General features: G+C 70.7%; 20 protein-coding genes. 13 read left to right on the top strand and 7 right to left on the bottom strand.

What is annotated here, in order from left to right:
- Positions 1–37: 37 nt before the first annotated feature.
- The 4 genes from HAV39_RS06430 to HAV39_RS06415 all read right to left on the bottom strand — a co-directional run bounded on the left by HAV39_RS06430 (position 38) and on the right by HAV39_RS06415 (position 4,353).
- Entirely contained in the window at positions 38–721 is a 684-nt protein-coding gene (locus tag HAV39_RS06430; RefSeq protein WP_191838250.1) for a DUF305 domain-containing protein, read from the bottom strand.
- 45 nt (positions 722–766) lie between these two features.
- Positions 767–1,144, bottom strand: coding sequence for a VOC family protein (locus HAV39_RS06425; protein ID WP_191838249.1), 378 nt, complete (start codon positions 1,142–1,144; stop codon positions 767–769).
- A gap of 79 nt (positions 1,145–1,223) precedes the next feature.
- Complete coding sequence (locus HAV39_RS06420) at positions 1,224–3,227, bottom strand: LVIVD repeat-containing protein (RefSeq protein WP_191838248.1); 2,004 nt, start codon at positions 3,225–3,227, stop codon at positions 1,224–1,226.
- A gap of 169 nt (positions 3,228–3,396) precedes the next feature.
- Complete coding sequence (locus tag HAV39_RS06415) at positions 3,397–4,353, bottom strand: hypothetical protein (RefSeq protein ID WP_191838247.1); 957 nt, start codon at positions 4,351–4,353, stop codon at positions 3,397–3,399.
- Between the two features lie 293 nt (positions 4,354–4,646).
- On the opposite strand from HAV39_RS06415, the gene HAV39_RS06410 reads away from it, so the two are divergent.
- The 6 genes from HAV39_RS06410 to HAV39_RS06385 all read left to right on the top strand — a co-directional run bounded on the left by HAV39_RS06410 (position 4,647) and on the right by HAV39_RS06385 (position 11,343).
- On the top strand, positions 4,647–5,384 hold the full coding sequence (locus HAV39_RS06410; protein WP_191838246.1) for a dienelactone hydrolase family protein: 738 nt from the start codon (positions 4,647–4,649) through the stop codon (positions 5,382–5,384).
- 180 nt (positions 5,385–5,564) lie between these two features.
- On the top strand, positions 5,565–6,047 hold the full coding sequence (locus tag HAV39_RS06405; RefSeq protein WP_203736185.1) for a GAF domain-containing protein: 483 nt from the start codon (positions 5,565–5,567) through the stop codon (positions 6,045–6,047).
- 42 nt (positions 6,048–6,089) lie between these two features.
- Entirely contained in the window at positions 6,090–8,141 is a 2,052-nt protein-coding gene (locus tag HAV39_RS06400) for a putative bifunctional diguanylate cyclase/phosphodiesterase (RefSeq protein WP_191838244.1), read from the top strand.
- Positions 8,142–8,233: 92 nt separating this feature from the next.
- Positions 8,234–10,171 carry a sensor domain-containing diguanylate cyclase gene (locus HAV39_RS06395; RefSeq protein WP_191838243.1) on the top strand — a complete coding sequence of 646 codons (1,938 nt, stop codon included), beginning with the start codon at positions 8,234–8,236 and terminating at the stop codon, positions 10,169–10,171.
- A 30-nt stretch (positions 10,172–10,201) separates the two neighbouring features.
- Positions 10,202–10,918, top strand: a complete 717-nt coding sequence (locus HAV39_RS06390) for an SDR family NAD(P)-dependent oxidoreductase (protein ID WP_191838242.1) — start codon at positions 10,202–10,204, stop codon at positions 10,916–10,918.
- Between the two features lie 59 nt (positions 10,919–10,977).
- Entirely contained in the window at positions 10,978–11,343 is a 366-nt protein-coding gene (locus HAV39_RS06385) for a nuclear transport factor 2 family protein (protein ID WP_191838241.1), read from the top strand.
- Here the strand turns inward: HAV39_RS06385 and HAV39_RS06380 are convergent.
- The 3 genes from HAV39_RS06380 to HAV39_RS06370 are packed head-to-tail and all read right to left on the bottom strand — an operon-like array spanning position 11,322 to position 15,310.
- A complete protein-coding gene (locus HAV39_RS06380; protein ID WP_191838240.1) occupies positions 11,322–11,786 on the bottom strand; it encodes an MFS transporter in 465 nt (154 codons plus the stop codon). The genes HAV39_RS06385 and HAV39_RS06380 overlap by 22 nt on opposite strands.
- A 33-nt stretch (positions 11,787–11,819) precedes the next feature.
- Positions 11,820–13,415 (bottom strand): GMC oxidoreductase, encoded by a 1,596-nt coding sequence (locus HAV39_RS06375; protein WP_191838239.1) that lies wholly within the window; start codon positions 13,413–13,415, stop codon positions 11,820–11,822.
- 2 nt (positions 13,416–13,417) lie between these two features.
- Positions 13,418–15,310: a glycoside hydrolase family 15 protein gene (locus HAV39_RS06370; protein ID WP_191838238.1), complete on the bottom strand. Its 1,893-nt coding sequence runs from the start codon at positions 15,308–15,310 to the stop codon at positions 13,418–13,420.
- Between the two features lie 305 nt (positions 15,311–15,615).
- On the opposite strand from HAV39_RS06370, the gene HAV39_RS06365 reads away from it, so the two are divergent.
- From HAV39_RS06365 to HAV39_RS06335, 7 genes are all read left to right on the top strand, one after another.
- Positions 15,616–16,566: a DUF389 domain-containing protein gene (locus tag HAV39_RS06365; RefSeq protein ID WP_223124397.1), complete on the top strand. Its 951-nt coding sequence runs from the start codon at positions 15,616–15,618 to the stop codon at positions 16,564–16,566.
- Between the two features lie 15 nt (positions 16,567–16,581).
- A complete protein-coding gene (locus HAV39_RS06360) occupies positions 16,582–17,526 on the top strand; it encodes a cyclase family protein (RefSeq protein ID WP_191838236.1) in 945 nt (314 codons plus the stop codon).
- Between the two features lie 138 nt (positions 17,527–17,664).
- Positions 17,665–18,972 carry an NAD(P)/FAD-dependent oxidoreductase gene (locus HAV39_RS06355; protein ID WP_191838235.1) on the top strand — a complete coding sequence of 436 codons (1,308 nt, stop codon included), beginning with the start codon at positions 17,665–17,667 and terminating at the stop codon, positions 18,970–18,972.
- Positions 18,969–20,378 (top strand): glucose-6-phosphate dehydrogenase, encoded by a 1,410-nt coding sequence (zwf, locus tag HAV39_RS06350; RefSeq protein WP_191838234.1) that lies wholly within the window; start codon positions 18,969–18,971, stop codon positions 20,376–20,378. The genes HAV39_RS06355 and zwf overlap by 4 nt, the downstream gene beginning before the upstream one ends.
- 82 nt (positions 20,379–20,460) lie before the next feature.
- Complete coding sequence (locus tag HAV39_RS06345; RefSeq protein WP_191838233.1) at positions 20,461–21,855, top strand: cytochrome ubiquinol oxidase subunit I; 1,395 nt, start codon at positions 20,461–20,463, stop codon at positions 21,853–21,855.
- Positions 21,856–21,862: 7 nt separating this feature from the next.
- Positions 21,863–22,864, top strand: a complete 1,002-nt coding sequence (gene cydB, locus HAV39_RS06340; protein WP_191838232.1) for a cytochrome d ubiquinol oxidase subunit II — start codon at positions 21,863–21,865, stop codon at positions 22,862–22,864.
- Positions 22,865–23,060: 196 nt separating this feature from the next.
- Positions 23,061–23,978 (top strand): hypothetical protein, encoded by a 918-nt coding sequence (locus HAV39_RS06335; protein WP_191838231.1) that lies wholly within the window; start codon positions 23,061–23,063, stop codon positions 23,976–23,978.
- The last annotated feature ends 10 nt before the right edge of the window (positions 23,979–23,988 follow it).

Here is a 23,988-nt window from a genome sequence, read left to right as displayed (position 1 = left end):
GGGTCGATCTCCAGGATGTCAACACCTTCGATGTGCCTCACGCCGCGAGCTTGGCGAGGATCTCCTTCATGCGCCGGATCTCGATCTGCTGGTCGGCGTTGACGTCACGGGCCAGCCGGTCGCTGGACGGTTCAATGCCGCCACCGGTCCGGTAGAGCTGTTCGACCATCGTCACCGCGCCCTGGTGGTGCCGGATCATGTAGTCGAGGAACAGCCTGTCGAACGCCGGGCCCTCCGCCTGCGCGAGGCGCGTCAGGTCGGTCTGGTCGAGCATGCCGGGCATCAGCTCGCCGTGGCCGACGTGGTTCGCGTGCGGCGCCGGCAGCGCCTCCCGCCGGCCGGTCAACCAGTGTTCCATCAGCGCGATCTCGTCCTGCTGCGAGATCTTGATCCGCGCCGCCAGCTGGGCGATCTCGGAGCTCTCGCTGCGCCCGGCGACCAGCGCGGTCATCTCCAGCGCCTGCCCGTGGTGCGGGATCATCCTGCGCATGAACTCGGTGTCCGCCGCGTTGTGCGGCGGCGCGGACAACCGGGCGACGTCCTGGGGGGAGAGTGTGCGCGCGGACTGGCCGGGTGCGCCGGGCTGCACGACGCGGAGCGTGGGTCCGGCCTCGGCCGGGCCGGTGTCGCCGCCCGGCAGCATGACGACCGCGTACGTCGCGAGACCGGCCGCGACGACGGCGGCCACGGCGGCGATGACGAGGCGGCGGGATCCGAGCATGATTCAAGACGTTAACCGATGTACGGCTCCCGCCGCGAGCGTCGGTCAGCCGCCGTAGGGCCGCGTGATGATCTCGAGGTTGTGCCCGTCGAGGTCTTCCCAGTAGAGACCGCGGCCGCCGTCGTTGTGGTTGATCTCGTTCGGTCGGCTGTGGAACGGGTCGGCCCAGAACGGCAGCCGGCGGTCGCGGATCCGCGTCCAGATCTGGTCGAATTCGTCCTCGGTCACCAGGAACGCGTAGTGCTGGGTGCGGATCGGACCGTCGGCCCTGACGACGTCCAGCGAGACACCGTTGGCCAGCCCGACCACCCGGAACGGGCCGTAGGTCGCGGCCGGTGCGAGGCCGAGCAGATCGACCAGGAAGTCCGCGGTCCGGTCGCGGTCGGTGGCCATGACGATCGTGTGATTGAGCTGTACGGGCATGCTGTCTATATTGCCCGAAACCTGGAAGGGGCGGCCCGCCGTCGCCGGTGAGCCGCCCCGCGAAGGTTTCGCGCCGTGCTCAGTCGAGCGTGGCGCACTGGCCGGCGGCAGGGCCCCGGACCGTGTTGGCCGCACCGAGGTTGATCGGTGCGGGGGAGTTGCCGGAACACGCGAGCGGGCCGTTGATCGTGCTGCCCGCGATGATCGCCTCCACGCCGGGCGTCGTGTTGCCCGACAGCGAGACCGGGCCGTGCACCGTCGAGTCGACCACCGCCACGCTGCCCGTGGCGCCGGAGACGGCCAGCGGACCGCGCACCGTGCTGTGGTAGACGTGCACCGCGGCGGCCGACGACGCCGAGACCGGGCCGGAGATCGTCGAGTCGATCGCGAGCAGCGTCGCACCCCTGCGGACGGTGACCGGGCCGCTGACGGTCGCGCCGTCGAGGCAGGTCACGCCCGATACCGTCAGCGGGCCGCGGTGGCTGCCGTCGATGGTCGTGGTGCAGGTGCGGGCCAGTTGGTCGAAGCGTGCCCGCGCGACCGCGAAGCTCGGCGCCCACGTGATCTTCTGCTGGCTCTGGGCGTTGAACTCGGTCAGCCGGACCTGCCGGGCCGCGGCGATCTCCGCCGCGGTCAGGTGCGCGCTCGGCTTGAGGCCGAAGACGTCGAACCCGCGCGCGATCTCGCTGCCGTAGACCTCGCCGTTGTACCAGTACGCCGACCACATGCCGCCCAGGACGAGCCCGGTGGCCGAGATCGGGCCGCGGTCGAAGTACCCGATCTCCTTCGGGTGCGCCGAGTCGGTGTAGTCGACCAGCGAGATGCCGCCCTGGTACCAGGCCTGGGCCATGATGTCGCGGCCGGGCACCGGGATGAGCGAACCGTTGTGCGCGACGCAGTTCTCGGTCAGCGTCTGGGGCACCGGCAGCTTGTAGTAGCTGCGGAACTCCATCTTGCCGTCGACGATGTCGAAGACCGCGTTCGCGCCCCAGCTGGCCTGGTCGGTCGGACGGCACCGGGCCGCCGTGCCGCCGCCCCACTCGTCGGTGAAGATGACCTTCTTGCCGTCGTTGGTCAGCGTCGCCGAGTGCCAGTAGGCGAAGTTGGGGTCCGCGACCTCGTCCAGGCGGACGGGGTTGGCCGGGTCGGAGATGTCGATCAGGATGCCGTTGCCCTCGCATGCGCCCACCGCCAGTCCGAGTGCCGGATAGGCGGTGAGGTCGTGGCAGGCGTCGGTGATGGGCGTGGGACCCCAGTTCATACCGGACGGGTGGGTCGGGGCCGGTGGCGTGTTCTGCAGCCCGTCGATCGCGCCGGTGGCGGGGTCGGCGAACAGCCGCGGACCGTTGACGACGGCCGCCGAGGCGGGATCGGCGACCGGGACCTTGATGACGTCGATGCGCCACCGGGACGGGTTCTCGCCGTTGGCCGGGTTGTTGTTGCAGCCCGCCATCGTCGCCGCCGGTCGGACCCCGGCGGTGCCGGACACGTACACGTACACGTTGGCGGGGTCGTCCGGATCGGTCACCACGGAATGCGTGTGCGAGCCGCGGCACAGCTGGACGGCCGCGACCTGCGTCGGTGTGGTGATGTCGCTGATGTCGAACACGCGCACGCCCTGGAAGCGCTCGCCGACGGTGGGGTTCGTGCCGCAGTCGACGCGCGCCCGGCTCTCCTCGACCGACATGAACAGCAGGTCGCCGTGGACGGACACGTCGCCCTGCCCGCCGGGGCAGACGACGCTCGTCACGACCGACGGCGCGGACGGGTCGGAGACGTCGAAGACGTTGAACCCGTTGAAGTTGCCCATGATCGCGTAGTCGCCGGTGAACGCGAGGTCCGACGCGACGAACCCGAAGTCGCCGGGATTCGCGGGGTTGACGAAGCCCGGTGGCTTGTCGACGTGGGCGAGGTGTTCGAGGTTGCTGATCGCGGTCTGCGCGTCGAGCCAGCCCGGCCCGAGGCCGATGCGGGGGTCCGGATCGTCGGCGGAGGCCGTGCCCGGTGTCAGCCCGGCGAGGAGCACGACTGCCGCGGTGGCGGCCAGTGCCGTGCGGATGATGCGTTTCGAGGTGGATGCCATGTGTCGCGCCTCTCTTGTGGAGGGGGCTCAACCGGGTGCGGCATGTAATGAGCGAGAAGGTCGCCGCACCTCACCGGACGGTATCGAAGGCGGGCGATCAGGGCAAGAGGAATGGCTCGCCGTGCGGATGGTGGCATCATCTCGTCGCCGACCCGGTGGCGCTCGGCGGTCACAGGCGCGAGATGACCAGGTGCCCGGTGAGGTCGAAGTAGGTGTAGTAGCGGTAGTCGCCGTCGGCCGGCTGCCCGACGCCCGCGCCGGCCTGCTCGCCCAGGTCGCTGGCGTGGAAGCAGGTCGGGATGCAGCCCTCGGAGTATCCGTAGAAGACGGAGCCGTTGTCGCCGCGGAAGGTGACGTACAGGTCGGCGGTCGCCGACGACAGCCCGGGCGCGGCGGTGCTGCCGACCGCGGCGGTGACCTGCGAGCGGTGGCCCAGTGCCGCGGACCCGGTGAACGAACCGATCTGGACGCTGTGCGCGCCGTCGCCGGACGCCCAGGCCAGCACCAGGCCCAGGTTGCTGCTGCCGCTGTCGTCGTAGACGAGGGCCGGCCCGGCGACGCTGGTGTCGGCCAGCACCACCCGGTTGGTCAGCGTCATCGCTCCACCACCCGCGCATGCCGAGGTGTTGAGGCGGGCGACGTTGAGGCGGCCGTCGGGGCCGGTCCAGGCCAGGTGGCGTACGCCGGCGGGATCGGAGGCGAGGGCGGGCGCGTGTGCGGACACGATCCCGGTGAAGGCGGTCCGGCAGGTCAGCGCCGAGCCGGTGGTGTACGCGGCGGTCAGCGTGTTGCCGTTGTCGCCGGCCGGCCAGGCGACGTAGACGCCGGTGCCGTCGGTGTCGAGCGCGGCGCCCTCGCCCTGCGGCACGCGCTCGGCCCCGGGCACCTTGGTGATGCGCAGGCCGGCGCTGGTGGAGTAGCCGACGACCAGTTGCTTCGCGGCGGCGGCGCCGGAGGAGCCCGCCCACGCGATGTACATCCTGGTCCCGGCGAGTGCCAGCGCCGGCCGGCCGCTGCCGGTGTTGCCGAGAGTGAGCGCGGACGCCGGGGCGCCGGCGGAGGCGGCGAGCAGGGTGGCGGCGATCGTGGTGGCGCACAGCCGCAGCGCGAGCCGTCGACGGTTCATGGGTTGCCTCCAGGGGCTGTGGTGGACGCGCCGATGCGGGTGCCGAGACCGGGAGAGCGCTCTCCGGACGCCGCTCAAGTCTCCGGTGCCCGACACGTCCCGTCAAGACAATCGTCTATGCGGCGACCGGCGAGGTGTGAACCGAGTACGTCGTGATACCTTCGGCGGCGCCGTGCACCGCGATGACCTGAGGAGGTGAGTCCGATCAACACAGCGACAGTGACCAGTCGGGACTCCCTCCCCTGCATGGCCTAGGGAGCACCCGCGCGGAGCACCTCGAAGGGGTGTACGCCATGGGCTTCAACATCACTTCCTCGGCGTCGTCGGACGGCGTCGTCGAGCATCACTTCACCCTCGGTGAGATCCCCGGTGTGCTGTGGACGCCGGAGGGAGCGGCCGGTGACCGGCCCCTGATCCTGCTGGGGCACGGCGGCGGCCAGCACAGGACGGCGCCGCCTGTCGTGGCCGGCGCCCGCCGCTTCGCCGCCGAATGCGGCTATGCCGCGGTGGCGGTCGACGCTCCGGGCCACGGGGACCGGCCCAAGACTCCCGAACTGGCGCAGGCCTTGACCGACATGCGGACCCGCGCGGCTGCCGGCGAGCACATGTTCGCATTGGTGGCCGGGTTGCACGCCCTGCTGGCCGAGCAGGCCGTTCCGGAGTGGCGTGCGGTCCTGGACGCGGTCGCCGAACTCGACTGCGTCGGCCGTGGCCCGGTCGGCTATCTGGGGATGTCACTCGGCTGCGGGTTGGGCGTGCCGCTGGTCGCCGCCGAGCCGCGCATCCGTGCCGCGGTGCTCGGCCTGTTCGGCGCGCGGGGACTGGCCGCGGCCGCCGCGCAGATCACGGTCCCGGTGCAGTTCGTGATGCAGTGGGACGACGAGCGCGTGCCGCGGCAGGAGAGCCTCGCCCTGTTCGACGCGTTCGCTTCGGCCGACAAGACGCTGCACGCCAACCCCGGCAGGCACGGGGAGGTGCCCGCGTTCGAGTCGGAGGACGCGATGCGCTTCTTCTCCCGGCACCTGGGCTGACAACGACGCGGTCCGCCCGTGGCCCGTAGGCGCGGGCGGACCGCGACGAACGCCCGTGGTCGGCGACGAACCCGGTCGAGTGCGGAGATTCGGCCGGTATATTTATATTTGCCAGGCCAAGAGTGGGAGGGGCGGATAATGCAGATTAATTCGGTCAGTCCCATTGATTGGGCGATCGACATGCTGGACGAGGCGAAAACCGCCGAGGACGTCCAGACCGTCCTGCGCTGCAGCGCTCGTGCCGCAGTGCAGGCCCAGGGGGTGACTGTGGTGCAGCTCGACCACGGCGAGTGCCACTACCTGGACGAGGATGCGATGAGCCCGCTGTGGAAGGGCCAACGCTTCCCGGCCGAGTCGTGCATCAGCGGGTGGGCGATGCTCCACGATCAGACCGTGGCGATCCGGGACATCCGCACCGACAGCCGGATCCCGCAGGCCGCCTATCGCCCGACGTTCGTGCGGAGCCTGCTCATGGTGCCGATCCGGGTGGCCGGATCGCCGGTCGGCGCGATCGGCGCCTACTGGGCAGACCTGCACCAGGCCAGCAGTGAGGAGGTGGCCGTCCTCGAACGGCTCGCCGCAGCGGCGGGACGTGCCCTGGGCAAGGTCTCGGCTCGATCAGCCGCCGACCGCAGCCCGGCTGACGGCGCTCTGGCCGTCTGAGACGCGACCGGACAGCCCGCGGCGGCGAGGATGACCGCCGACATGCGTGACATGGACTCACCGCTGCCCGAACGGGCTGAGGTCGACCGAACGCTGCGCGATGCCGCCGCCGAACTCGCCGTGGCTGCGGGCGCCGAGGACGTCGTCGCGGCGCTGGACCGTGCCGTCAGCCGGCTCACCGCACCCGGCTCGGCACACGAACTGCGCATCCGGCTGCTGGAGGACACCGCCGGCGGCCAGGACGGGGACGAACCCGGCGCGCTCCTGCCGATAGAGGTGAGTGCGCCCGGGGTGGGGAACGTGGGCATCCTGCTCGTGGACCGGCACACCGCGGCGATGCCGCACCTGCGGCCGGTCCTCGAGGTCATGTCGGCGCAGGCCGCGCTCGCGATGGAGCGGATCCGGCTGGCCGCCGAGGTGAGCCGCTATCGCAACTTCCGTGAGATCGAAGCGCTGATGGAGCAGACCCACGACGTGGTGTTGATCGTCGACGGGGATGACTGCATCCGGTACGCGAGCCCGTCGGCCCGCAACGTGTTCGGCACGTCCGCGCTCCGCCATGTGAAGCTGCTGGACTTCGTCGAACCCGCGCAACGACCGGCGGCCGAGTTCCTCCTGCGGCACGTGCGCGCCGGCGCCGCCGGTTCGGCGGAGAGTCGCGCGGACTGGACCATCCAAGCGCTGGACGGACGGGCGCCCGTGGTCGAGGTGTCCTGCCGGGAGCTGCGGCCGGGGGACGCGGCCCGCGACGTCACGCTCACCATGCACGACGTGACCGCCCAGCGCCGCCTGGAACACGACCTGACCGAGCGCATGTTCCACGACTCCCTGACCGGTCTGCCCAACCGGGTGCTGTTCGCCGAGCGCACCGAGCATGCCGTCGCCCCGAACGCCGGGCTCACCGCCGTCCTGCTCATCGATCTCGACGACTTCGGGTCCGTCAACGACAGTTTCGGCCACGCCGTCGGCGACGAGGTCCTCCACGAGGTGAGCCGGCGGCTTCGCGACGCCGTCGGCGAGCGCGAGATGGCCGCCCGGTACGGCGGCGACGAATTCGCGGCACTCATCCAGGACGCCACCACCACCGCAGACGTCGAGCGCACCGTGGTCCGGCTGTGCCGCTCGCTCGCCGCACCCATCCACACCAGTGGGGGGACGGTGGTCGTCTGCGGCGCGAGCATCGGGGTCGCCACCACCGCGCACGCCGGCAGCGCGCACGAACTGCTCCGCAATGCCAACCTGGCACTACGGGCGGCGAAGTCCGCCGGCGCCGGGCAGTGGCGCCGCTACGAGCCGTCGATGACCGATCAGGCTCGGCACTCGGAACTGCGGGGGGACCTGGGCCGGGCGGCCGAGGAGGGCGCCCTGTTCCTGGAGTACCAGCCGATCGTGGCCCTCGGCACCGGCCGCACCGTCGGGTTCGAGGCCCTGCTGCGCTGGCAGCATCCGACCTACGGCCGGCTACCACCGGGCGAGTTCATCGAGCTCGCGGAGGAATCGGGGCTGATAGTGCCGATCGGGGAGTGGGTGCTCGCGACAGCGATGCGGGCGGCCTGCCGGTGGCCCGCCGGGGCGCAGGTCCGTGCCCCGTACGTCAGTGTCAACGTATCGGCGCAGCAGCTGCGATCGGACGACTTCGCCGAGACCGTCACGCGCCTGCTCGCCGAGACGGGCCTGCCCGCGCAGCGCATCGTCCTGGAGATCACCGAGAGCATGCTCCTGCGCGACGACGACAAGGTGTGGCATGCGCTCGAACTGCTGCGGGGCAGGGGCGCCAGGGTCGCCATCGACGACTTCGGCACCGGGTACTCCGCCCTGGGCTACCTGCGGCAGATCCCGCTCGACATCGTCAAGCTGGACCGCCTGTTCGTCCGGGGACTGACCACGTCCCGAAGGCAGCGTGATCTGGTGGAGGGGATCGTCACGCTGACCCGCGCGTTGAGCCTCGACATCGTGGCGGAGGGCATCGAGACCGAGCACCAGCGGCAGGCGTCCGCGGCCACGGGCTGCACCTATGGACAGGGCTACCTGTTCGCCACGCCCATGCCCGAAGCGGAGACACGCACGTGGCTGGCCGCCGGGCACTTGCCTTAACGATGTCGTATTGTTCGCGTTTGGTAACATTTGCCCTGAGTAGTTGCCTGGGGCATCCTGGGGGCGAAGGCTGCGGTTCGGAGGCGGTCGGCATGTCCACAGACGCAAGCTCCGGCACTGCCGCCGGCGGGAACGCAGTCCCGCACCAGCCCGCCCGCACCCGGATGTGGATGGGCTACGCAGCCCTGTCTTCGGCGTTCATCGCGGCCTATGCCGTGGTGAGCAACAGCCTGGCGCAGGCGATCGTGTTCTCCGCCGCGAACCTGGCCGCTGTCGTGGCGATCCTGGTCGGGGTCCGGATGAACCGGCCCACCTGCCCGAGCGCGTGGTACCTGCTCGCCGCCGGACAGGCGGCGTACCTGGTCGGCAACGTCTGCTGGTACGTCATAGCGGCCGCGGAAGGCAGAGCGACCGCCTTCCCGTCGCCCGCGACGGAGATCTTCCTGACCTCCTATGTGCTCAACGCACTGGCGCTGCTGCGGCTCATCCGGGCCAGGCGGGCCGGCCGGGACTGGTCGGCGCTGCTCGACGCCCTGATCGTCACCGTCGCGTTCACCAGCGGCTACTTCGTACTCGTCGTCGCACCCCTGCTCACCACGACGCAACTGGCGCCGTACGCCCAGTTGCTGGCGGGGGTCTATCCCTTCCTGGACATGCTCTTCTTCCTCCTGGCGACCAGGTTGTTCTTCGGCGCCGGGAACTCATGGCGTGCACTGGCGCCGCTCGCCGCCTGGGCCGCCGCGCTGTTCCTCGCGGACGTCGTCTACGGGCTCCATCAGGTCAAGGGTGTCGGACGGGACGGCGACCTGCCGTTCTTCGGCTACCTGGTGTCGTTCCTCTTCGTGGGCGTGGCCGCGCTCCATCCGGCGATGCGGGACGTCGCCGCGCAGCGCGAGCAGGCCGATGTCGCCGGCCGCGTACGGCTGATCGCGCTCGGTCTCTGCGGGCTGGTGGTGCCCGCGCTGGTGGTGGACTCGGTGCGCGACGGGCAGCGCATCGAGCCGATCGTGCTCTCGTGCGCCTCGGCGGTCATGTTCATCCTCTTCATGCTGCGGGTGGGCGACCTGCTGACGAAGATCCTCGACGCCGGCCGCCGGGAGCACGAGCGGCTCCAGCAGTTCCTGGAGGCGATACCGATCGGGGTCGACGTCCGCGACGCGGGCACGGGTCGCCCGGTGTACGTCAATCAGGTGGCCGGCCGCATCCTCGGCTACGACCCGGGGCGGGTCGAGGTGCCGGGGGAACTTCCGCACCTCTTCCACGGCGGCACCGGCGAGCCGTTCCCGGCCGAGCAGCTGCCGGCGACGCTGGCGCGACAGGGTCAGGTCGTGACCGCGGACGACATCGAGGTCGAGCGGGATGCCCAGCGTCGGCAGCTGCAGGTGGTGGCGACGCCGATCCGCGACGGCGGGCGGGTTCGCTACGTGCTGACCGCCTTCGCCGACATCACGGCCGAGCGTGAGATGGCCGAGGAACTCCGCCAGCTTTCGGTGATCGACGAGCTGACCGGGGTCAACAACCGCCGGGGGTTCCTGCTCGCCGCTCGCAACGAGCTGGCGCTGGCAGAGCGGGCGAGCCGTCCAGGCGTGCTGCTCTTCATCGATCTCGACGGGCTCAAGAAGATCAACGACACCTACGGTCACGGTGCCGGTGACCATGCCCTGGAAAGCACCTCCCGGCTGCTGCGGGCCAACATCCGCCGCCGCGACGTGCTGGGCCGCATCGGCGGTGACGAGTTCTGCGTGCTGCTGACCGAGGCGAGCCGGCTCGCCGACGTCGACCTGTGGGCGAGCCGGCTGCGCGAGCACGTCGCCCGGCACAACGACACGAGCCGCCAGCCGTACCGGCTCGCGCTCACGGTGGGCGCGACGATCTTCGAGCACGACACCCCGCACACGATCGAGGACCTGATCGCTCGCGCCGACGCGGCCATGTACCAGGCCCGGGAGCAGGACGACGGTCAGGACCCGGAGGGGTCCGTCCGCGTCCTGGGGCCGACGCCGGGCACGAGATCTCCCGGACCGCGGTGACACGCTGCGGTGTGCGATAACCTGACAAAAGTGACATCAACGAGTGCACGCAAGGTCGCCGTCATCACCGGCGCGTCCCAGGGCATCGGCGCGGCTCTCGTGCCGGCGTACCGCCGGCTCGGCTACGCGGTCGTCGCGAACTCCCGCTCCATCGCGCCGTCGGAGGATCCCGCGATCCTGACGGTCGGGGGCGACATCGCCGACCCGGCGGTCGGCGCCCGCGTGATCGAGCAGGGCCTGGCGGCGTTCGGCCGCATCGACACGCTGGTCAACAACGCGGGCGTCTTCGTGGCCAAGCCGTTCACCGAGTACACCGCCGAGGACTACGAGTTCGTGACCGGGGTGAACCTGCGCGGGTTCTTCGACGTGACACAACGGGCCGTCGCGGCCATGCTCACCCAGGGCGGCGGGCACGTCGTGAACGTCTCGACCAGCCTGGTCGACCACGCCAGCTCCCAGGTGCCGTCCGCGCTGGCGTCGCTGACCAAGGGCGGCCTCAACGCCGTCACCAAGTCCCTGGCGATCGAGTACGCCGCCCGCGGCATCAGGGTCAACGCCGTCGCGCTCGGCGTCATCCGTACGCCGATGCATCCCGCCGAGACCTACGATGCGCTGGCCGGTATGCACCCGATGGGCCGCCTGGGTGAGATCAGTGACGTCGTGGAAGCCATCGTCTACCTGGAGAACGCCCCCTTCGTCACCGGCGAGATCCTGCACGTCGACGGCGGGCAGAGCGCCGGCCACTGACCATCACGTGGCGACCGGGGCCGCGGCCATTCACGACCAGCGAGCAGGGGAGACCGCCCATGACCGGCAGCGAAGACGAGATTCTGCGAACCGTCCTCGACCAGTGGAAGTCCGCCGTCGACGCACATGACCCGGGCCGCGTCGCGTCGTGCTTCACCGAGGACGCGATCTTCCAGGGCCTGCACCCGTACAGCGTCGGCCCGCAGGGCGTGGCCGCCTACTACGACTCGCAACCGATCGGCCTGACCGCCGACTACGACATCCTGCAGACCCGGCGTCTGGCCGAAGACGTGATCCTCGGCTACCTCGGCGTCGATTTCGGCTTCACCGACCGGCCGACCGTGGCGGTGAATCTCGGCGTGATCCTGCGCCGGATCCGCGACTCCTGGCTCATCGCCCACTATCAGGTCTCCCGGCTCGGTTGACCGGACCGGCCGCGCAGCCGGGTGGGCGCCATCTCGGCGGCGTACAGCGGAGCCGCCAGCGAGGCGACGCCGAACCCGACGAAGAGGCGTCCGGCGATCATGACGTCGGTGCCCGGCGCGAGGGACTCGATGAGGGCGCCGATCGTGAACAGGACCGCCGCCCAGATGACCGTCACCCGGCGGCCCAGCTTCTCGGCCATGACACCGGCGACGAGCGCGCCGAACAGCGCCCCGAGCGTCACCCAGCTGGTGATGATCTCGATGACGAACGTGCTCGGGTGGAACGTGTCCTCGATGCCGTTGAGCGCGCCGCCGATGACGCCCTGGTCGTAGCCGAACAGCAGCCCGGCGAGCATGACCACCGCGCCGACGAAGACCAGCCACTTGGTGATCGGGTGCCTGGGCTCTGATACGCCGGTGTCCTCGGCGTCGAGAGTGGTCATGTCCCGCCCTTCGCCGCGGTGTATGTCAGCGGGTCATCGGGTGCCGCCCGGTCCGGCCGCGGTGGTGGCGCCGGTCGCGGCGCCGAGGCGGCGCAGCAGGTGGTCGCCGACGCGCAGGGCGTTGGCCATCGCGGTCAGCGCCGGGTTGACCGCGCCGATGCTGGGGAAGAAGCTCGTGTCCACCACATACAGGTTGTCGAGCTCGTGCGCGCGGCAGTCGGTGTCGAGCACCGAGGCGGCCGGGTCGGTGCCGAACCGGCAGGTGCCGGCCTGGTGCGCCACCCCGGCGACGGGAATCTCGCTCTTCATGTACGCCCAGCGGTGGAACAGGTGGCCCGAGTGCATGCCCAGGTGCCCGAGCATCGACTTGAGCTGGTGGTAGAGCCGGTCGGCGGCGGTGGGATTGCTCTGGCGGTAGGTCAGCCTGACGTTGCCGTCCTCGGTCAGGGTGACCCGGTTCTCGGGCAGCGGCAGGTCCTCGGTGGACAGCCAGAAGTCGACGGCATGCCGGGCGACGTCGGCGAGCGCCCAGGTCGGGGCGAGCATGGTCGCGATCGGCTTCTCGCCGCGGAACATGTCCGCCTGCGACTTGCCGATCATCTGGATGTTGCCCATCGGGTAGTCGAAGTCCGGGCCGCGGAAGTAGAAGTCGTTGACCCCGAGCGTCTTCTGGAACACCGTCGGGTTCGGTTCCTTCGACAGGGCCAGCACGGCCTGGCTGTCATGGAACATGTAGTTGCGCCCGACCTGGTCGGAGCCGTTGGCCAGACCGTTGGGGTGCTTGTCGTTGGCCGAGCGCAGCAGCAGCTTCGCCGAGTTGGCCGCGCCGGCCGAGACCACGACGATGTCGGCGGCGTAGCGCTCCTCGTGGCCCTCGTGCTCGACCACCACGGTGGTGACCGCGGTGCCCTGCGGGTTCGTCTCCAGCCGGATCACGTGTGCGCTGGTCAGCAGCGTGACGTTGGGGTGCTCCAGCGCCGGGCGGACGCCGAACACCTCGGCGTCGGACTTGGCGTGCAGCGGGCACGGGAAACCGTCGCAGCTGGTGCAGCGTACGCAGACGCTGTAGGGCATGTTGGCCTCGTTGAGCCGGATCCCGCACGGCGCGTGGAACGGGTGGTAGCCGGCCTTGGCCAGGTCGTCGGACAGCTGCTGGATGCGCGGCTCGTGCGACACGGCGGGGAACGGGTAGTCGGCGCTGGCCGGCGGCTCGGTCGGGTCCTCCCCGCGCGCGCCGTGCACCTGGTACAGCTGCTCGGCCAGGGTGTAGTACGGCTCCATCTGCTCGTAGCCGATCGGCCACGCCGGCGAGATGCCGTCGTGGTGGCGCAGCTCGCCGAAGTCCTCGCGGCGCAGCCGGTACAGCGCCGCGCCGTAGAGCTTGGTGGCCCCGCCGACGAAGTAGTGCACCTGCGGCTGGAACGGCTTGCCCCCGGAGTCGTACCAGGTGTCCGGCGAGATGTAGCGGTTGTCGATGAACACGTCGGCGGCGGACCAGTTGGCCGGCTCGCGGGGCAGCCAGCTGCCGCGCTCCAGCAGCAGGACGCGCTTGCCCGACGGCGCCAGGTGCCGCGCGAGCGTGCCCCCGCCCGCGCCGGTGCCGATGATGATGACGTCGTAGCTTTCCATCGCTACAGCTCCTCGAGGATTTCGGCCAGGATGATGCGCCCGGCGGCCTCGATGAGCGCCAGGTGGGAGAACGCCTGCGGGAAGTTGCCCAGGTGCCGCCCGGCTTCGGCGTCGAACTCCTCGGCGTACAGGCCCAGCGGCGAGGCGATGGTCAGCAGCCGCTCCATCATGTCGCGGGCCCGATCCAGCTGCCCGACCGCGGCCAGCGCGGACACCAGCCAGAACGAGCAGATCAGGAAGGTGCCCTCCTTGCCGCTCATGCCGTCGTCGGTCTGGTCGGTGCGGTATCGCAGCACGTAACCGTGCTCGGTCAGGTCGTCGGCGATCGCCTCCACGGTGTTGCGCAGCCGCTCGTCGTCCGGCGGCAGGAACCCGAACAGCACCGCCAGCAGCGTCGAGGCGTCGAGGGAGTCGGTGCCGTAGTGCTGGCGCAGGACGCCGCGCTCGCTGACGCCGTGGGCGAGGATGTCGGCGCGGATCTGCTCGGCCGTGTCGCGCCAGGCGGCGGCCCGCGTGCTGTCGCCTCTGATGCCGGCCAGCGTGGCGGCCCGGTCCAGGGCCACCCAGCACATCAGCTTCGACGACACGTAGTGCTGCGGTTCGCCGCGGGCCTCCCAGATGCCCTGGTCGGGCTGCTGCCAGACGTTGGTCGCGCATTCGGCCTGGGAGACCACGATGGGCCAGAGCCGCCGGGGCAGGCGCCTGCTGTGCCGGGTGTGCAGCAGGATCGAGGCGAGCACGGCGCCGTAGACGTCGTTCTGCCGCTGGTCGAAGGCTGCGTTGCCGACGCGCACCGGGTGGGCGCCCTCGTAGCCGGACAGGTCGTCGCGGGTCGACTCGGGCAGGTCGCGGCGGCCGTCGATGCCGTACATGATCTGCAGTGAGCCGTCCTCGGTCGGTTCGACGTCGGCGACGAACTGCATGAACTCCTCGGCCTCCCATTCGAGGTTGAGCCAGTGCAGGGCCTTGAGCGTGAAGGTGGTGTCGCGCATCCACGTGTAGCGGTAGTCCCAGTTGCGCTCCCCGCCGGGTGTCTCCGGCAGCGACGTGGTGAGCGCGGCGACGGTCGCGCCGGTGGGCATGTAGGTCAGGCCCTTGATGACCAGGGCCGAGCGCTGCAGCGGGTCGCGCCAGCGGTGGTCGGGGATGCGCGCGCCGGCCAGCCAGGTGCGCCAGTACCCGGTGGTGGCCTCGATCATGGCGTGCGCCTGGTCGCTGCCGGGCGGCGTCGTCGACGGGTCGGCCCACGACAGCACGCAGTACGCGCGCTCACCCGCCTGCAGCACGTGCCTGCCCCGGATGCGGGTGCCCTCGATGCCCAGCGGCAGGTCGGAGCCCAGGCGCAGGTTGGGCTCGCCGTTGACGGTGGCGGCGACGCACGGGTCGTCGGCGGCCAGGGCCCACGCGGCAGGCGTGCGCCCGTAGTCGAAGACGGGTTCGCAGACCAGTTCCAGCTCGACCTGTCCGTTGAGGCACACGGCGGTGCGCACGAGCAGGTGGGCCGCGTCGTTGTCGGCCGGCGGCCGGGTGTGCGGGGTGACCACGCAGGCCCCCTCCCGCGGCCCGATGATCAGCGCGTCGGTGACCAGCAGCCAGCCCGACGTGGTGCGCCACGTCGTCTCCAGCACGTTGGTGCCCGGTCGGTACACCCGCGCGGTCGGGTGCGCGATGGAGTACGGGCCGAACCGGAACATGCCGCCTTCGCGGTCCAGCAGGCTGCCGAAGACGCTGGGGGAGTCGAAGGCGGGCACGCACAGCCAGTCGACCGAGCCGTCGGGCGCGATCAGCGCCCCGGTGTGGCAGTCCGACAGGAACGCGTACTGCGCGATGGGTGGGAACGGCGACGGCACCGTCGCGGTCGCCTCCGCCGTGATCCTGGCATCGATTGCGGTCATGATGTCACCTGTCGTTGTCGCCCGCCGAGGATCATGCGTCGCCCAGCCCGACGATCGTGCGGGTGTGGAACGGCGACCAGCGCAGGCGGTCCAGACGGGCGGGAATCGCGGTGCGGACCGACTCTGTCGTCACCTCCGCAGTCATCGCGGCGGCCTTGCGGCATTCGCCAGCATGGCGACAGTTTATGACTGTAAGAATATTTCGGATCGGATTGTCAGAGAATCCGGGTACCGGACCGCGAAGTTCGACAGGTGCGCGGAGCACGGGCGATCGAGGCCGACAGTGAGCGAGGTCCGGCGTGGGCGTGATCCATCTTCGCGTCGCGAGCCCGCCCGAGCGGACCGAGCGGGTCCTGGCACTGCTCGCCGGGGACGGGTGCGTGGTGGACGTCCTCGTGCACCGGGGCGTGCTGCAGCCCGCCGGCGACGTGATCGAGTGCGACGTGCTGGCCGGGGCCGCCAACGGCGTGCTGGCGAGGCTGCGCGAGCTGCAGGTGCACCTGCACGGCTCGCTGATGGCCGATCCGGTGGATCTGGTGATGTCGGACCGGGTCGATGCGGCCGCGGCGGGGCTGCGCGGGCCGCTGGCGCGGGCGCCGGTCTGGGCCGAGGTGGAGGCGCGCATCGACGCCGACGCCACCTACACCCCGAGCTTCTACCTGTACCTGGTGATCGCCGGCGTCATCGGCGCGATCGGCCTGCTGACCAACTCGCAGATCCTCATCGTGGCGGCGATGATCCTGTGCCCCGACTACGGCGCGATCATCGCGGTGGCGCTGGGCGTCGACCGGCGGGACCGGCATCCGATCCGGCGCGGGCTGGCGGCGCTGACCGTGGGCTTCGGGCTGGCCGTCGTCGCCGCGTACGCCTTCACGATGCTGGTGCGCGCCCTCGGCCTGGTGCCCACCGCGTTCACCCTGGGGCTGCGGCCGGTGTCCCACCTGATCGACACCCCGAACTTCTATTCGGTGGTGGTCGCGGTGCTGGCGGGCGTCGCCGGCGTGGTCGCGCTGACCCACACCCGCACCAGCACCCTGCTGGGGGTCTTCGTCTCGGTGACCACCATCCCCGCCGCCGCCGACATCGGCGTCGCCCTCGCCGCGGCCAGCCCCGCCGAGGCGCGCGGCTCGCTGCTGCAGCTGCTGCTCAACATCACGCTGCTGATCGTCGTGGGCTTCGCGACCCTGCGCGCGCAGCGCGCGCTGTGGGGCCGCGTCAGCCGGCGCGCGCTGGCCCACCGGCGCAGGCACGCCTGAGGGACGGGAGGCGAGATGGGCGCGAACGCGCGCACCCCGCAGCCGGCCGACCTGGCTCCGGCCGAGTTCCAGCAGCTCTACGAACGGCTGCGCCGCCACGCCGACCACGGCCCGGACGACCGGCGGGGCGCGCTGAACCACATCACGGCCGAGACCATGCGGGCCGCCGCCGGCGAGGTCCGGCTCGGGCGATCGGTGTCGCTCGCCGCGCCCGTGGAGACGGTCCCGGCGGCCGACAACCCGAAGCCCTCGACCCACGACATGATCAGCTCGCCGGCGGAGCACCGGCACAAGCCGGGCCTGAACTTCGCCTACGACCGCCTGGCGATGAACATCCACGGCGATGCCGACTCCCACATCGACGCACTGTGCCACGTCGTCTACGAAGGCCGGATGTACAACGGCGTCGCAGCGGGCTCGGCCGAGCCGGACGGCACCCCGGCGCTGTCCATCGACGTGGCGCACGACGGCATCGTCGGCCGCGGCGTCCTGCTGGACATCCCCCGCCTGCGGGGGGTGCCGTGGCTGGAACCGGGCGACCACGTCACCACCGCCGACCTCACCGCCGCCGAGGCTGCCCAGCACGTCCGGGTCGGGCCCGGCGACCTGCTGTTCGTCCGGGTCGGCCACCGGCGCCGCCGCAACAGCCTGGGCCCGTGGGACGCGGCGGCGGCCCGCACCGGGCTGCACCCGACGGCGCTGGAGTTCCTGGCCGAGCGCAAGGTCGCGGTGCTGGGCAGCGACGGCAACAACGACACCGCGCCGTCGCTCGGCGTCGCCTTTCCCGTACACGTGCTCGCGATCAACGCCCTCGGCCTGCACCTGCTGGACTACCTGCAGTTCGGCGAGCTGCGCGCGGTGTGCGAGCAGGCGGGCCGCTGGTCGTTCCTGTGCGTCATCGCGCCGCTGCGACTGCCCGCGGCCACCGGCTCGCCGGTCAACCCCATCGCGGTGCTGTGACGCGCAAGCCCCGGTCCCTCCGCCGACCGTCCGCCGCAGAACCTGTTGAAGCGAGGATTTCGTGGTTTATGCCGTGTGATGATGCAACAGGGATTAAACGGACGCGGGGGTCGCCGCCGGATGAGTGACGGGGCGGGCATGGATACGGATGTGAACGTCGTCGTCGTGGGCGGCGGCTTCGCCGGAGTGGCGTGCGCGAAGCGACTGGCCGGCCAGGACGGCGTACGGGTCGTGTTGCTCGACCGCGCCGGATTCCACCAGTTCCAGCCGCTGCTGTATCAGGTCGCGACCGCGGAGCTGACCTCACAGGACATCCGCTTCGACCTCACCCGGATCTTCCGCGACAAAGCCGATGTAGACGTGCGCAGAGCCGAGGTCACCGGCGTCGACCTGCAGGCCCTGACGGTCACCCTGGACGGTGGCGAGACCCTGACCGCGGACTACCTGGTCCTCGCCGCGGGTGCCCAGCCCAACTTCTTCCACACGCCCGGCGCGCGGGAGAACGCGTTCCCGCTCTACAGCGTCGAGGACGCGCGGCAGGTGCGGGGCCGCATCCTCACCGTGTTCGAGGACGTCGCCCGCGATCCGCGGCTGGTCGAGCAGGGCGCGCTCAACTTCGTGATCGTCGGCGGCGGGCCCACCGGCGTCGAGACCGCGGGCGCGCTGGCCGAGCTGATCCACGACGTGCTGCCAGGCGTCTACCCGACCGTGCCCGTGGGCCACGCGCAGGTGATCCTCGTGGACCTCGGCCACGCGCTGCTGTCCGCCTTCTCCGACCAGGCCGGCGCGTACGCGGCCAAGCAGCTGCACCGCCGCGGCGTGCAGCTCCGGCTGGGCACCGCGGTCAAGCAGGTCGACCCCGACGGCGTGACCCTCGGCGACGGTCAGGTGATCAAGACCAGGCTCGTGGTGTGGGGCGGCGGGGAGAAGGCCGCCGACGTCGCCGGCGCCTGCGGGCTGGCCACCGGCCGCGGTGGGCGCATCGACGTCCAGCCCGACCTCACCGTGCCCGGCCATCCGCACGTGTACGCCCTCGGCGACATGGCCAACATCCCCTCGGGCGATGAGCCCGCCCTGCCGCAGCTCGGCAGCGTCGCCCAGCAGTCGGGCCGGTGGGCGGCCGAGAACATCCTCGCGCAGATGTGCGGCAAGCCGCCGCATCCGTTCCACTACCGCGACAAGGGCATCATGGCGATGATCGGCACCAAGGCCGCGATCGCCGAGATCGGCCCGCACCGGCACGAGCTGCACGGCCGGTTCGCCTTCCTCGCCTGGCTGGGCGTGCACATGGAGCTGCTGGGCGAGATCGGCGCGGAGCTCAAGGCGTACATGGCCTGGGCGCAGGAGTTCTACCTGCGGCCCCATCACCGCTCCGCCGAGCTGCTCGACCCGTCGCGCATCGACACCCCGCGCATCGACTGGAACCAGAAGGACGGATCCTCATGACCACCGCCGAGGCGCCTGCGAACAGCGCCGCCGACGTCTTCGTCATCTTCGGCATCTCCGGCGACCTGGCCAAGGTGATGACATTCCACTCGCTGTACCGGCTGGAGGCCCGCGGGCTGCTGGACTGCTCGATCATCGGCGTGGCGGTCGACCCGTGGACGGCGTACGACCTGCGCGAACACGCACGCTCGGCGATCGTCGGCGGCGGCGAGAAGCTCGATGACGACGTGTTCGACCGGCTGCTCGGGCGCATGTCCTACCTCGGCGGGGACTTCGCCGACCCGGACACCTACGCCCGGGTCGAGGCCGCGATCGGGGACGCGCGCAGGCCGGTCTACTACCTGGAGATCCCGCCGTCGCTGTTCGGCATGGTCATCAAGGGTCTGGCCAAGGCGAAGCTGATCCGGGGCGGCCGGGTCGTGGTGGAGAAGCCGTTCGGCCACGACCTGGCCTCGGCGCGGGCACTGGCCGACGAGCTGCACGCCTACATCGACGAGTCGCAGCTGTATCGCATCGACCACTTCCTGGGCAAGATGGGCCTGGAGGAGCTGGTCTTCCTGCGGTTCGCCAACACGTTCCTGGAACCGGTGTGGAACCGCAACTACGTCGAGTCCGTGCAGATCACCATGGCCGAGAACTTCGGCGTCGAGGACCGCGGCCACTTCTACGACCCCGTCGGCGCGCTGCGCGACGTCGTCGTCAACCACCTGATGCAGCTGCTGTCGGCCGGCGCGATGGAGGCCCCGGCCGGCCCCGACCCGGCCACCATCAAGAACGCCCAGGTGGCGCTGTGGAAGGCGGTCGGCACCGCCGACCCGGCACGGTACGTGCGCGGCCAGTACGACGGCTACCGCACCATCGACGGCGTCGCCGCGGACTCGACCACCGAGACGTACGCGGCGCTGCGGCTCGACATCGACAACTGGCGCTGGTCGGGGGTGCCGTTCTTCATCCGCACCGGCAAGTGCCTGCCGATGACGCAGACCGAGTTCCGGCTGGTGTTCAAGAAGCCGCCGAAGCTGGGCCTGCAGCTGCCCTTCGACCGCGCCCCCGAGGCCGACCAGATCGTCGTCAGACTCGACCCGACCATCGGCATCCGGTTCCGGTTCGAGGCCCGCCGCGCCGGCACCAAGGGGCCGCAGACCGTCGCCGCCGACGTGGACTTCGCCCATGCGGGCGGCGAGGGGGCCACGCCGTACGAGGTGCTGCTCGACGCCGCGCTGCGCGGCGACAGCACCCGGTTCACCCGCCAGGACGGCGTCGAGGAGACCTGGCGGATCATGCAGCCGCTGCTGGACGAGCCACCGCCGGTCCAGCCGTATGCCAAGGGCACGATGGGCCCCGCGGCAGCCGACCAGCTCGTCGCCGACCACGGCGGCTGGCAGCAGCCCTGGACCGAGCCGTGACGCGACACGCAAGCGCCGTGGCCCGGTCTCACCGTGCGACCGCGACCTGCCCACTCACCCAGGTTCCGGAGGCGTGACCGCCATGTCCAACGTAGATCTGGCCCGGATCCAGTTCGCGATGACGTCGATCTACCACTTCATCTTCGTGCCGATCACCATCGGGCTGGCCTTCCTCACCGCGATCCTGCAGACCGTCTGGCACCGCACGGGCCGCGACGAGTACCTGCGGCTGACCAAGTTCTTCGGCACCCTGCTCGTGATCAACGTCGCGGTCGGGGTGGTGACCGGCCTGGTCCAGGAGTTCCAGTTCGGCATGGACTGGTCGGCCTACTCGCGCATGGTCGGCGACGTGTTCGGCGCGCCGCTGGCGATGGAGGGCCTGGCCGCGTTCTTCCTCGAATCCACCTTCCTCGGACTGTGGATCTTCGGCTGGGGCAAGCTGTCGCGCCGGATCCATCTCACCGCCATCTGGCTCGTCGCGCTCGGCGCGGCCGGATCCGCGGCGTTCATCCTGGCCGCGAACTCGTGGATGCAGCATCCCGTCGGCTACGAGATCAACGCGACCACCGGCCGCCCGCAGCTCAACAACATCTGGGCGGTCATGACCAACCCGGTGTTCCTGTGGGCCTACGCCCACGTGCTGCTCGCCGCGCTGGTCACCGGCTGCGTCGTCATGCTCGCGGTGTCGGCCTGGCACCTGCGGCGCCGCTCGAATCCCGACATCTTCGCCCGCTCGGCCAAGCTCGCCCTGGTCATCCTGGCCCCCGCCATGATCTTCCAGATGTTCATCGGCAGCGAGCTCGGCGTCGTCGAGGGCAAGTACCAGCCGATGAAGATCGCGGCCGCCGAGGCGCAGTGGACCACCTGCCAGCCGTGCTCATTCTCGATCATCCAGATCGGCGGCGGCAAGCAGGACCAGACCCCCACGAAGATCATCGAACTTCCGCACCTGCTGTCGCTGCTCGCCACCAACCACTGGAACGGCCAGGTCATCGGACTCAACGAGCTCAACGCGCAGTACCAGCAGCAGTACGGCCCCGGAGACTACGTGCCCAACGTGTTCATCCAGTACTGGTCGATGCGGGTGATGGCGTACCTCGCCGTGGTGATCGTCCTGCTCGGGCTGTGGGGCCTGTGGTTGATGCGGCGCAAACGCCTGGAGAAGGCACACCGGTTCCTGTGGCTGGCCATGTGGGCTCCGCTTCTGCTCTTCCTGATGAACACCGCCGGCTGGATGCTCACCGAGAACGGCCGCCAGCCCTGGATCGTGCAGGGCCTCATGCTGACCAAGAACGGCGTCTCACCGTCGATCAGCGCCACCACGGTCGCCATCAGCCTGACGGTGTTCTTCCTGCTCTACGCCGCGCTGACGGTCGTCTGGCTGGTGCTCATGCTGCGCTACGCCCGCAAGGCGCCGCCACCGACGGTGCCCGCCGCCGACGACGTGACCACGCCCGAGCCGACCTTCTCCCACTGAGGCCGCCATGACACTGCCCGACATCTGGTTCATCGCCGTCGCCGTGCTGTGGACCGGCTTTTTCATCCTGGAGGGCTTCGACTTCGGAGTGGGCATGCTGCACGGGGTCGTCGGGCGTAACGACGCCGGGCGGCAGACCGCGATCGCGACCATCGGACCACTGTGGGACGGCAACGAGGTCTGGCTCGTCGTCGCCGCCGCGGCCATGTTCGCCGCGTTCCCCGGCTGGTACGCCACCATGTTCTCCGCCCTCTACCTCGCCCTGGTGCTGGCGCTCGTCGCGCTCATCGTCCGCGGCATGTCCTTCGAGTACCGCAACAAGGACGGCCACCCGCGCTGGCGGCGCACCTGGAGCACCCTCATGACCGTGGGCAGTGTGGTCGCCCCGTTCCTGCTCGGCGTCGGGCTCGGCGACCTCCTGCACGGCCTGCCGATCGGCTCCGACCAGGAGTTCGCGGGCACCTTCGCCGATCTGCTACCGCCCTACTCACTGTTCGTCGGGCTCACCTTCGTGCTGCTGTGCGCGCTGCACGGCGCGACCTTCCTGGCCCTCAAGACCACCTCCGACCTGCGCGAACGCGCGACCCGGCTCACCCGCCGGATCGCCCCGGTGACCGCGCTCGCCGTGCTGATCTACATCAGCTGGTCCCACGTCCTGTCGGGCAAGGGCTTCTTCCCCAATGTCATCGAGATCGCCGCGGTGCTTGCGGTGCTGGCCGCCGCCTGGCTGGTCAAGGAGGACAAGGAAGGCTGGGCCTTCACCGCCACGACCTTCGCCATGGCCACCAGCGTGCTGGTCATCTTCACCAACCTCTACCCGCGCGTCATGGTCTCCACCCTGGGCGCGGCCAACGACCTCACCCTGGCCAACACCGCGTCCGGCTCGTACGCGCTCAAGGTGATGACCGTCGTGCTCGTCGTGCTGCTCCCGGTGGTCCTGCTCTACCAGGGCTGGACCTACCACGTGTTCCGCCGCCGCCTCAGCCTCGACGACGTCCAGGACGAGTGAGGTGATCGGGGGCCGGGACCGGCGCGCCGCCGGACGGTCGGCACCCTGCCCGAGCCTTACCGGAAGGTAAGGCGAGCCTGCCCCGCCGGCCCGGAAATGTCACCTCGCGGCCATGTTCCCCGCCATCGACCAGACGCCATATTGGTCTCGGCAGCCGGCACCAGCCCGGCTCGACGAGAGGCTGAGGCTGAAGGCGATGAGCGCGATGAGGAAGTGGTGGCGGCCGGCCGTCCCGGCGGCGATCGTGCTGGCGCTGGCCGGCTGCGTCCCGGGAGCCGGTGGCCCGACGACGGACCCCACCGGATCGAGCGCCTCGGCCGGCAGCCCCGCACCCGCGGCGCCCACCGAGGTGCGGATCGACAAGTCCTACTGGTTCGCCGGGTTCAAGGTCACCCTCGGCGTCGCGCGGCTCGTCCCATCGTCCTTCGGCGGCGGAAGGGCGGTGACGATCGAGGGCGTCTTCCAGAACCTCAGCTCCGAGAACCCCGGCACGCCGACCCCCGACGCCCTGCTGACCGTCGGCGACCGCACCTATGCCGAACCGGACCACCCCCTGTCGGACCTGCGTGAGGTCCCGGCCCAGCGCAGCCGGCCCGGGGTGTACGCCTTCGCCGTCGACGAGCACTTCGTGCTCGCCGACGCGGTGCTGGTGGTCGGCAGGCCCGCGAACCGGCAGGCGACGATCCCGTTCACCGGCCCGGACGGGCTCGTGTCGCTGGAGCCGAAGCCGCTGTCGGTCACCGGCAAGGTCCTGGCCGACAAGACCGGCAGCATCTTCATGACCGTCGCGTCGGCGGAGGTGCGCGCCGACGAACCGTTCCTGCACGGCGAGGCGGCGACGGGCAAGGAGTTCCTGCAGGTGAAGTTCTCCGCCACGAACAACACCGACGCCGGGTTCGCCTGGGTCTTCGACCGTGACCTGCACCTGAGGCTGCCCGACGGCACCTCGATCGCGACCGCCGACAACTGCAGCCGCGCCCAGATCTACCCGGCCCCGCACGCCACGGTCGACGGCGGGTTCGCCTGCTTCCTGGTGCCCGCCCCGGCGACCGGCGAATACCTGCTCAGCTGGCACCGGTACGAGAAGGGTGCGCTGCGGGTGCCCGTCAATTGACGGTCGTAGA

This window comes from Catellatospora chokoriensis (assembly GCF_011297315.1).
In the GTDB taxonomy this organism is placed as follows: Bacteria; Actinomycetota; Actinomycetes; order Mycobacteriales; family Micromonosporaceae; genus Catellatospora; species Catellatospora citrea.
The sequence above is the reverse complement of the archived record's forward strand: the minus strand, read 5'-3'. Positions and strand labels throughout refer to the sequence as shown.

Bases quoted from the DNA above. Each gene is read 5' to 3' on its own strand.
- HAV39_RS06370 (WP_191838238.1), bottom strand. From the start codon at position 15,310: ATGACCGCAATCGATGCCAGGATCACGGCGGAGGCGACCGCGACGGTG.
- HAV39_RS06345 (WP_191838233.1), top strand. From the start codon at position 20,461: ATGTCCAACGTAGATCTGGCCCGGATCCAGTTCGCGATGACGTCGATC.
- HAV39_RS06335 (WP_191838231.1), top strand. From the start codon at position 23,061: ATGAGCGCGATGAGGAAGTGGTGGCGGCCGGCCGTCCCGGCGGCGATC.
- HAV39_RS06405 (WP_203736185.1), top strand. From the start codon at position 5,565: ATGCTGGACGAGGCGAAAACCGCCGAGGACGTCCAGACCGTCCTGCGC.
- HAV39_RS06400 (WP_191838244.1), top strand. From the start codon at position 6,090: ATGCGTGACATGGACTCACCGCTGCCCGAACGGGCTGAGGTCGACCGA.
- cydB (WP_191838232.1), top strand. From the start codon at position 21,863: ATGACACTGCCCGACATCTGGTTCATCGCCGTCGCCGTGCTGTGGACC.
- HAV39_RS06395 (WP_191838243.1), top strand. From the start codon at position 8,234: ATGTCCACAGACGCAAGCTCCGGCACTGCCGCCGGCGGGAACGCAGTC.
- HAV39_RS06380 (WP_191838240.1), bottom strand. From the start codon at position 11,786: ATGACCACTCTCGACGCCGAGGACACCGGCGTATCAGAGCCCAGGCAC.
- HAV39_RS06410 (WP_191838246.1), top strand. From the start codon at position 4,647: ATGGGCTTCAACATCACTTCCTCGGCGTCGTCGGACGGCGTCGTCGAG.
- HAV39_RS06430 (WP_191838250.1), bottom strand. From the start codon at position 721: ATGCTCGGATCCCGCCGCCTCGTCATCGCCGCCGTGGCCGCCGTCGTC.
- HAV39_RS06415 (WP_191838247.1), bottom strand. From the start codon at position 4,353: ATGAACCGTCGACGGCTCGCGCTGCGGCTGTGCGCCACCACGATCGCC.
- HAV39_RS06355 (WP_191838235.1), top strand. From the start codon at position 17,665: ATGGATACGGATGTGAACGTCGTCGTCGTGGGCGGCGGCTTCGCCGGA.
- HAV39_RS06425 (WP_191838249.1), bottom strand. From the start codon at position 1,144: ATGCCCGTACAGCTCAATCACACGATCGTCATGGCCACCGACCGCGAC.
- HAV39_RS06375 (WP_191838239.1), bottom strand. From the start codon at position 13,415: ATGGAAAGCTACGACGTCATCATCATCGGCACCGGCGCGGGCGGGGGC.
- HAV39_RS06420 (WP_191838248.1), bottom strand. From the start codon at position 3,227: ATGGCATCCACCTCGAAACGCATCATCCGCACGGCACTGGCCGCCACC.
- HAV39_RS06385 (WP_191838241.1), top strand. From the start codon at position 10,978: ATGACCGGCAGCGAAGACGAGATTCTGCGAACCGTCCTCGACCAGTGG.
- zwf (WP_191838234.1), top strand. From the start codon at position 18,969: ATGACCACCGCCGAGGCGCCTGCGAACAGCGCCGCCGACGTCTTCGTC.
- HAV39_RS06360 (WP_191838236.1), top strand. From the start codon at position 16,582: ATGGGCGCGAACGCGCGCACCCCGCAGCCGGCCGACCTGGCTCCGGCC.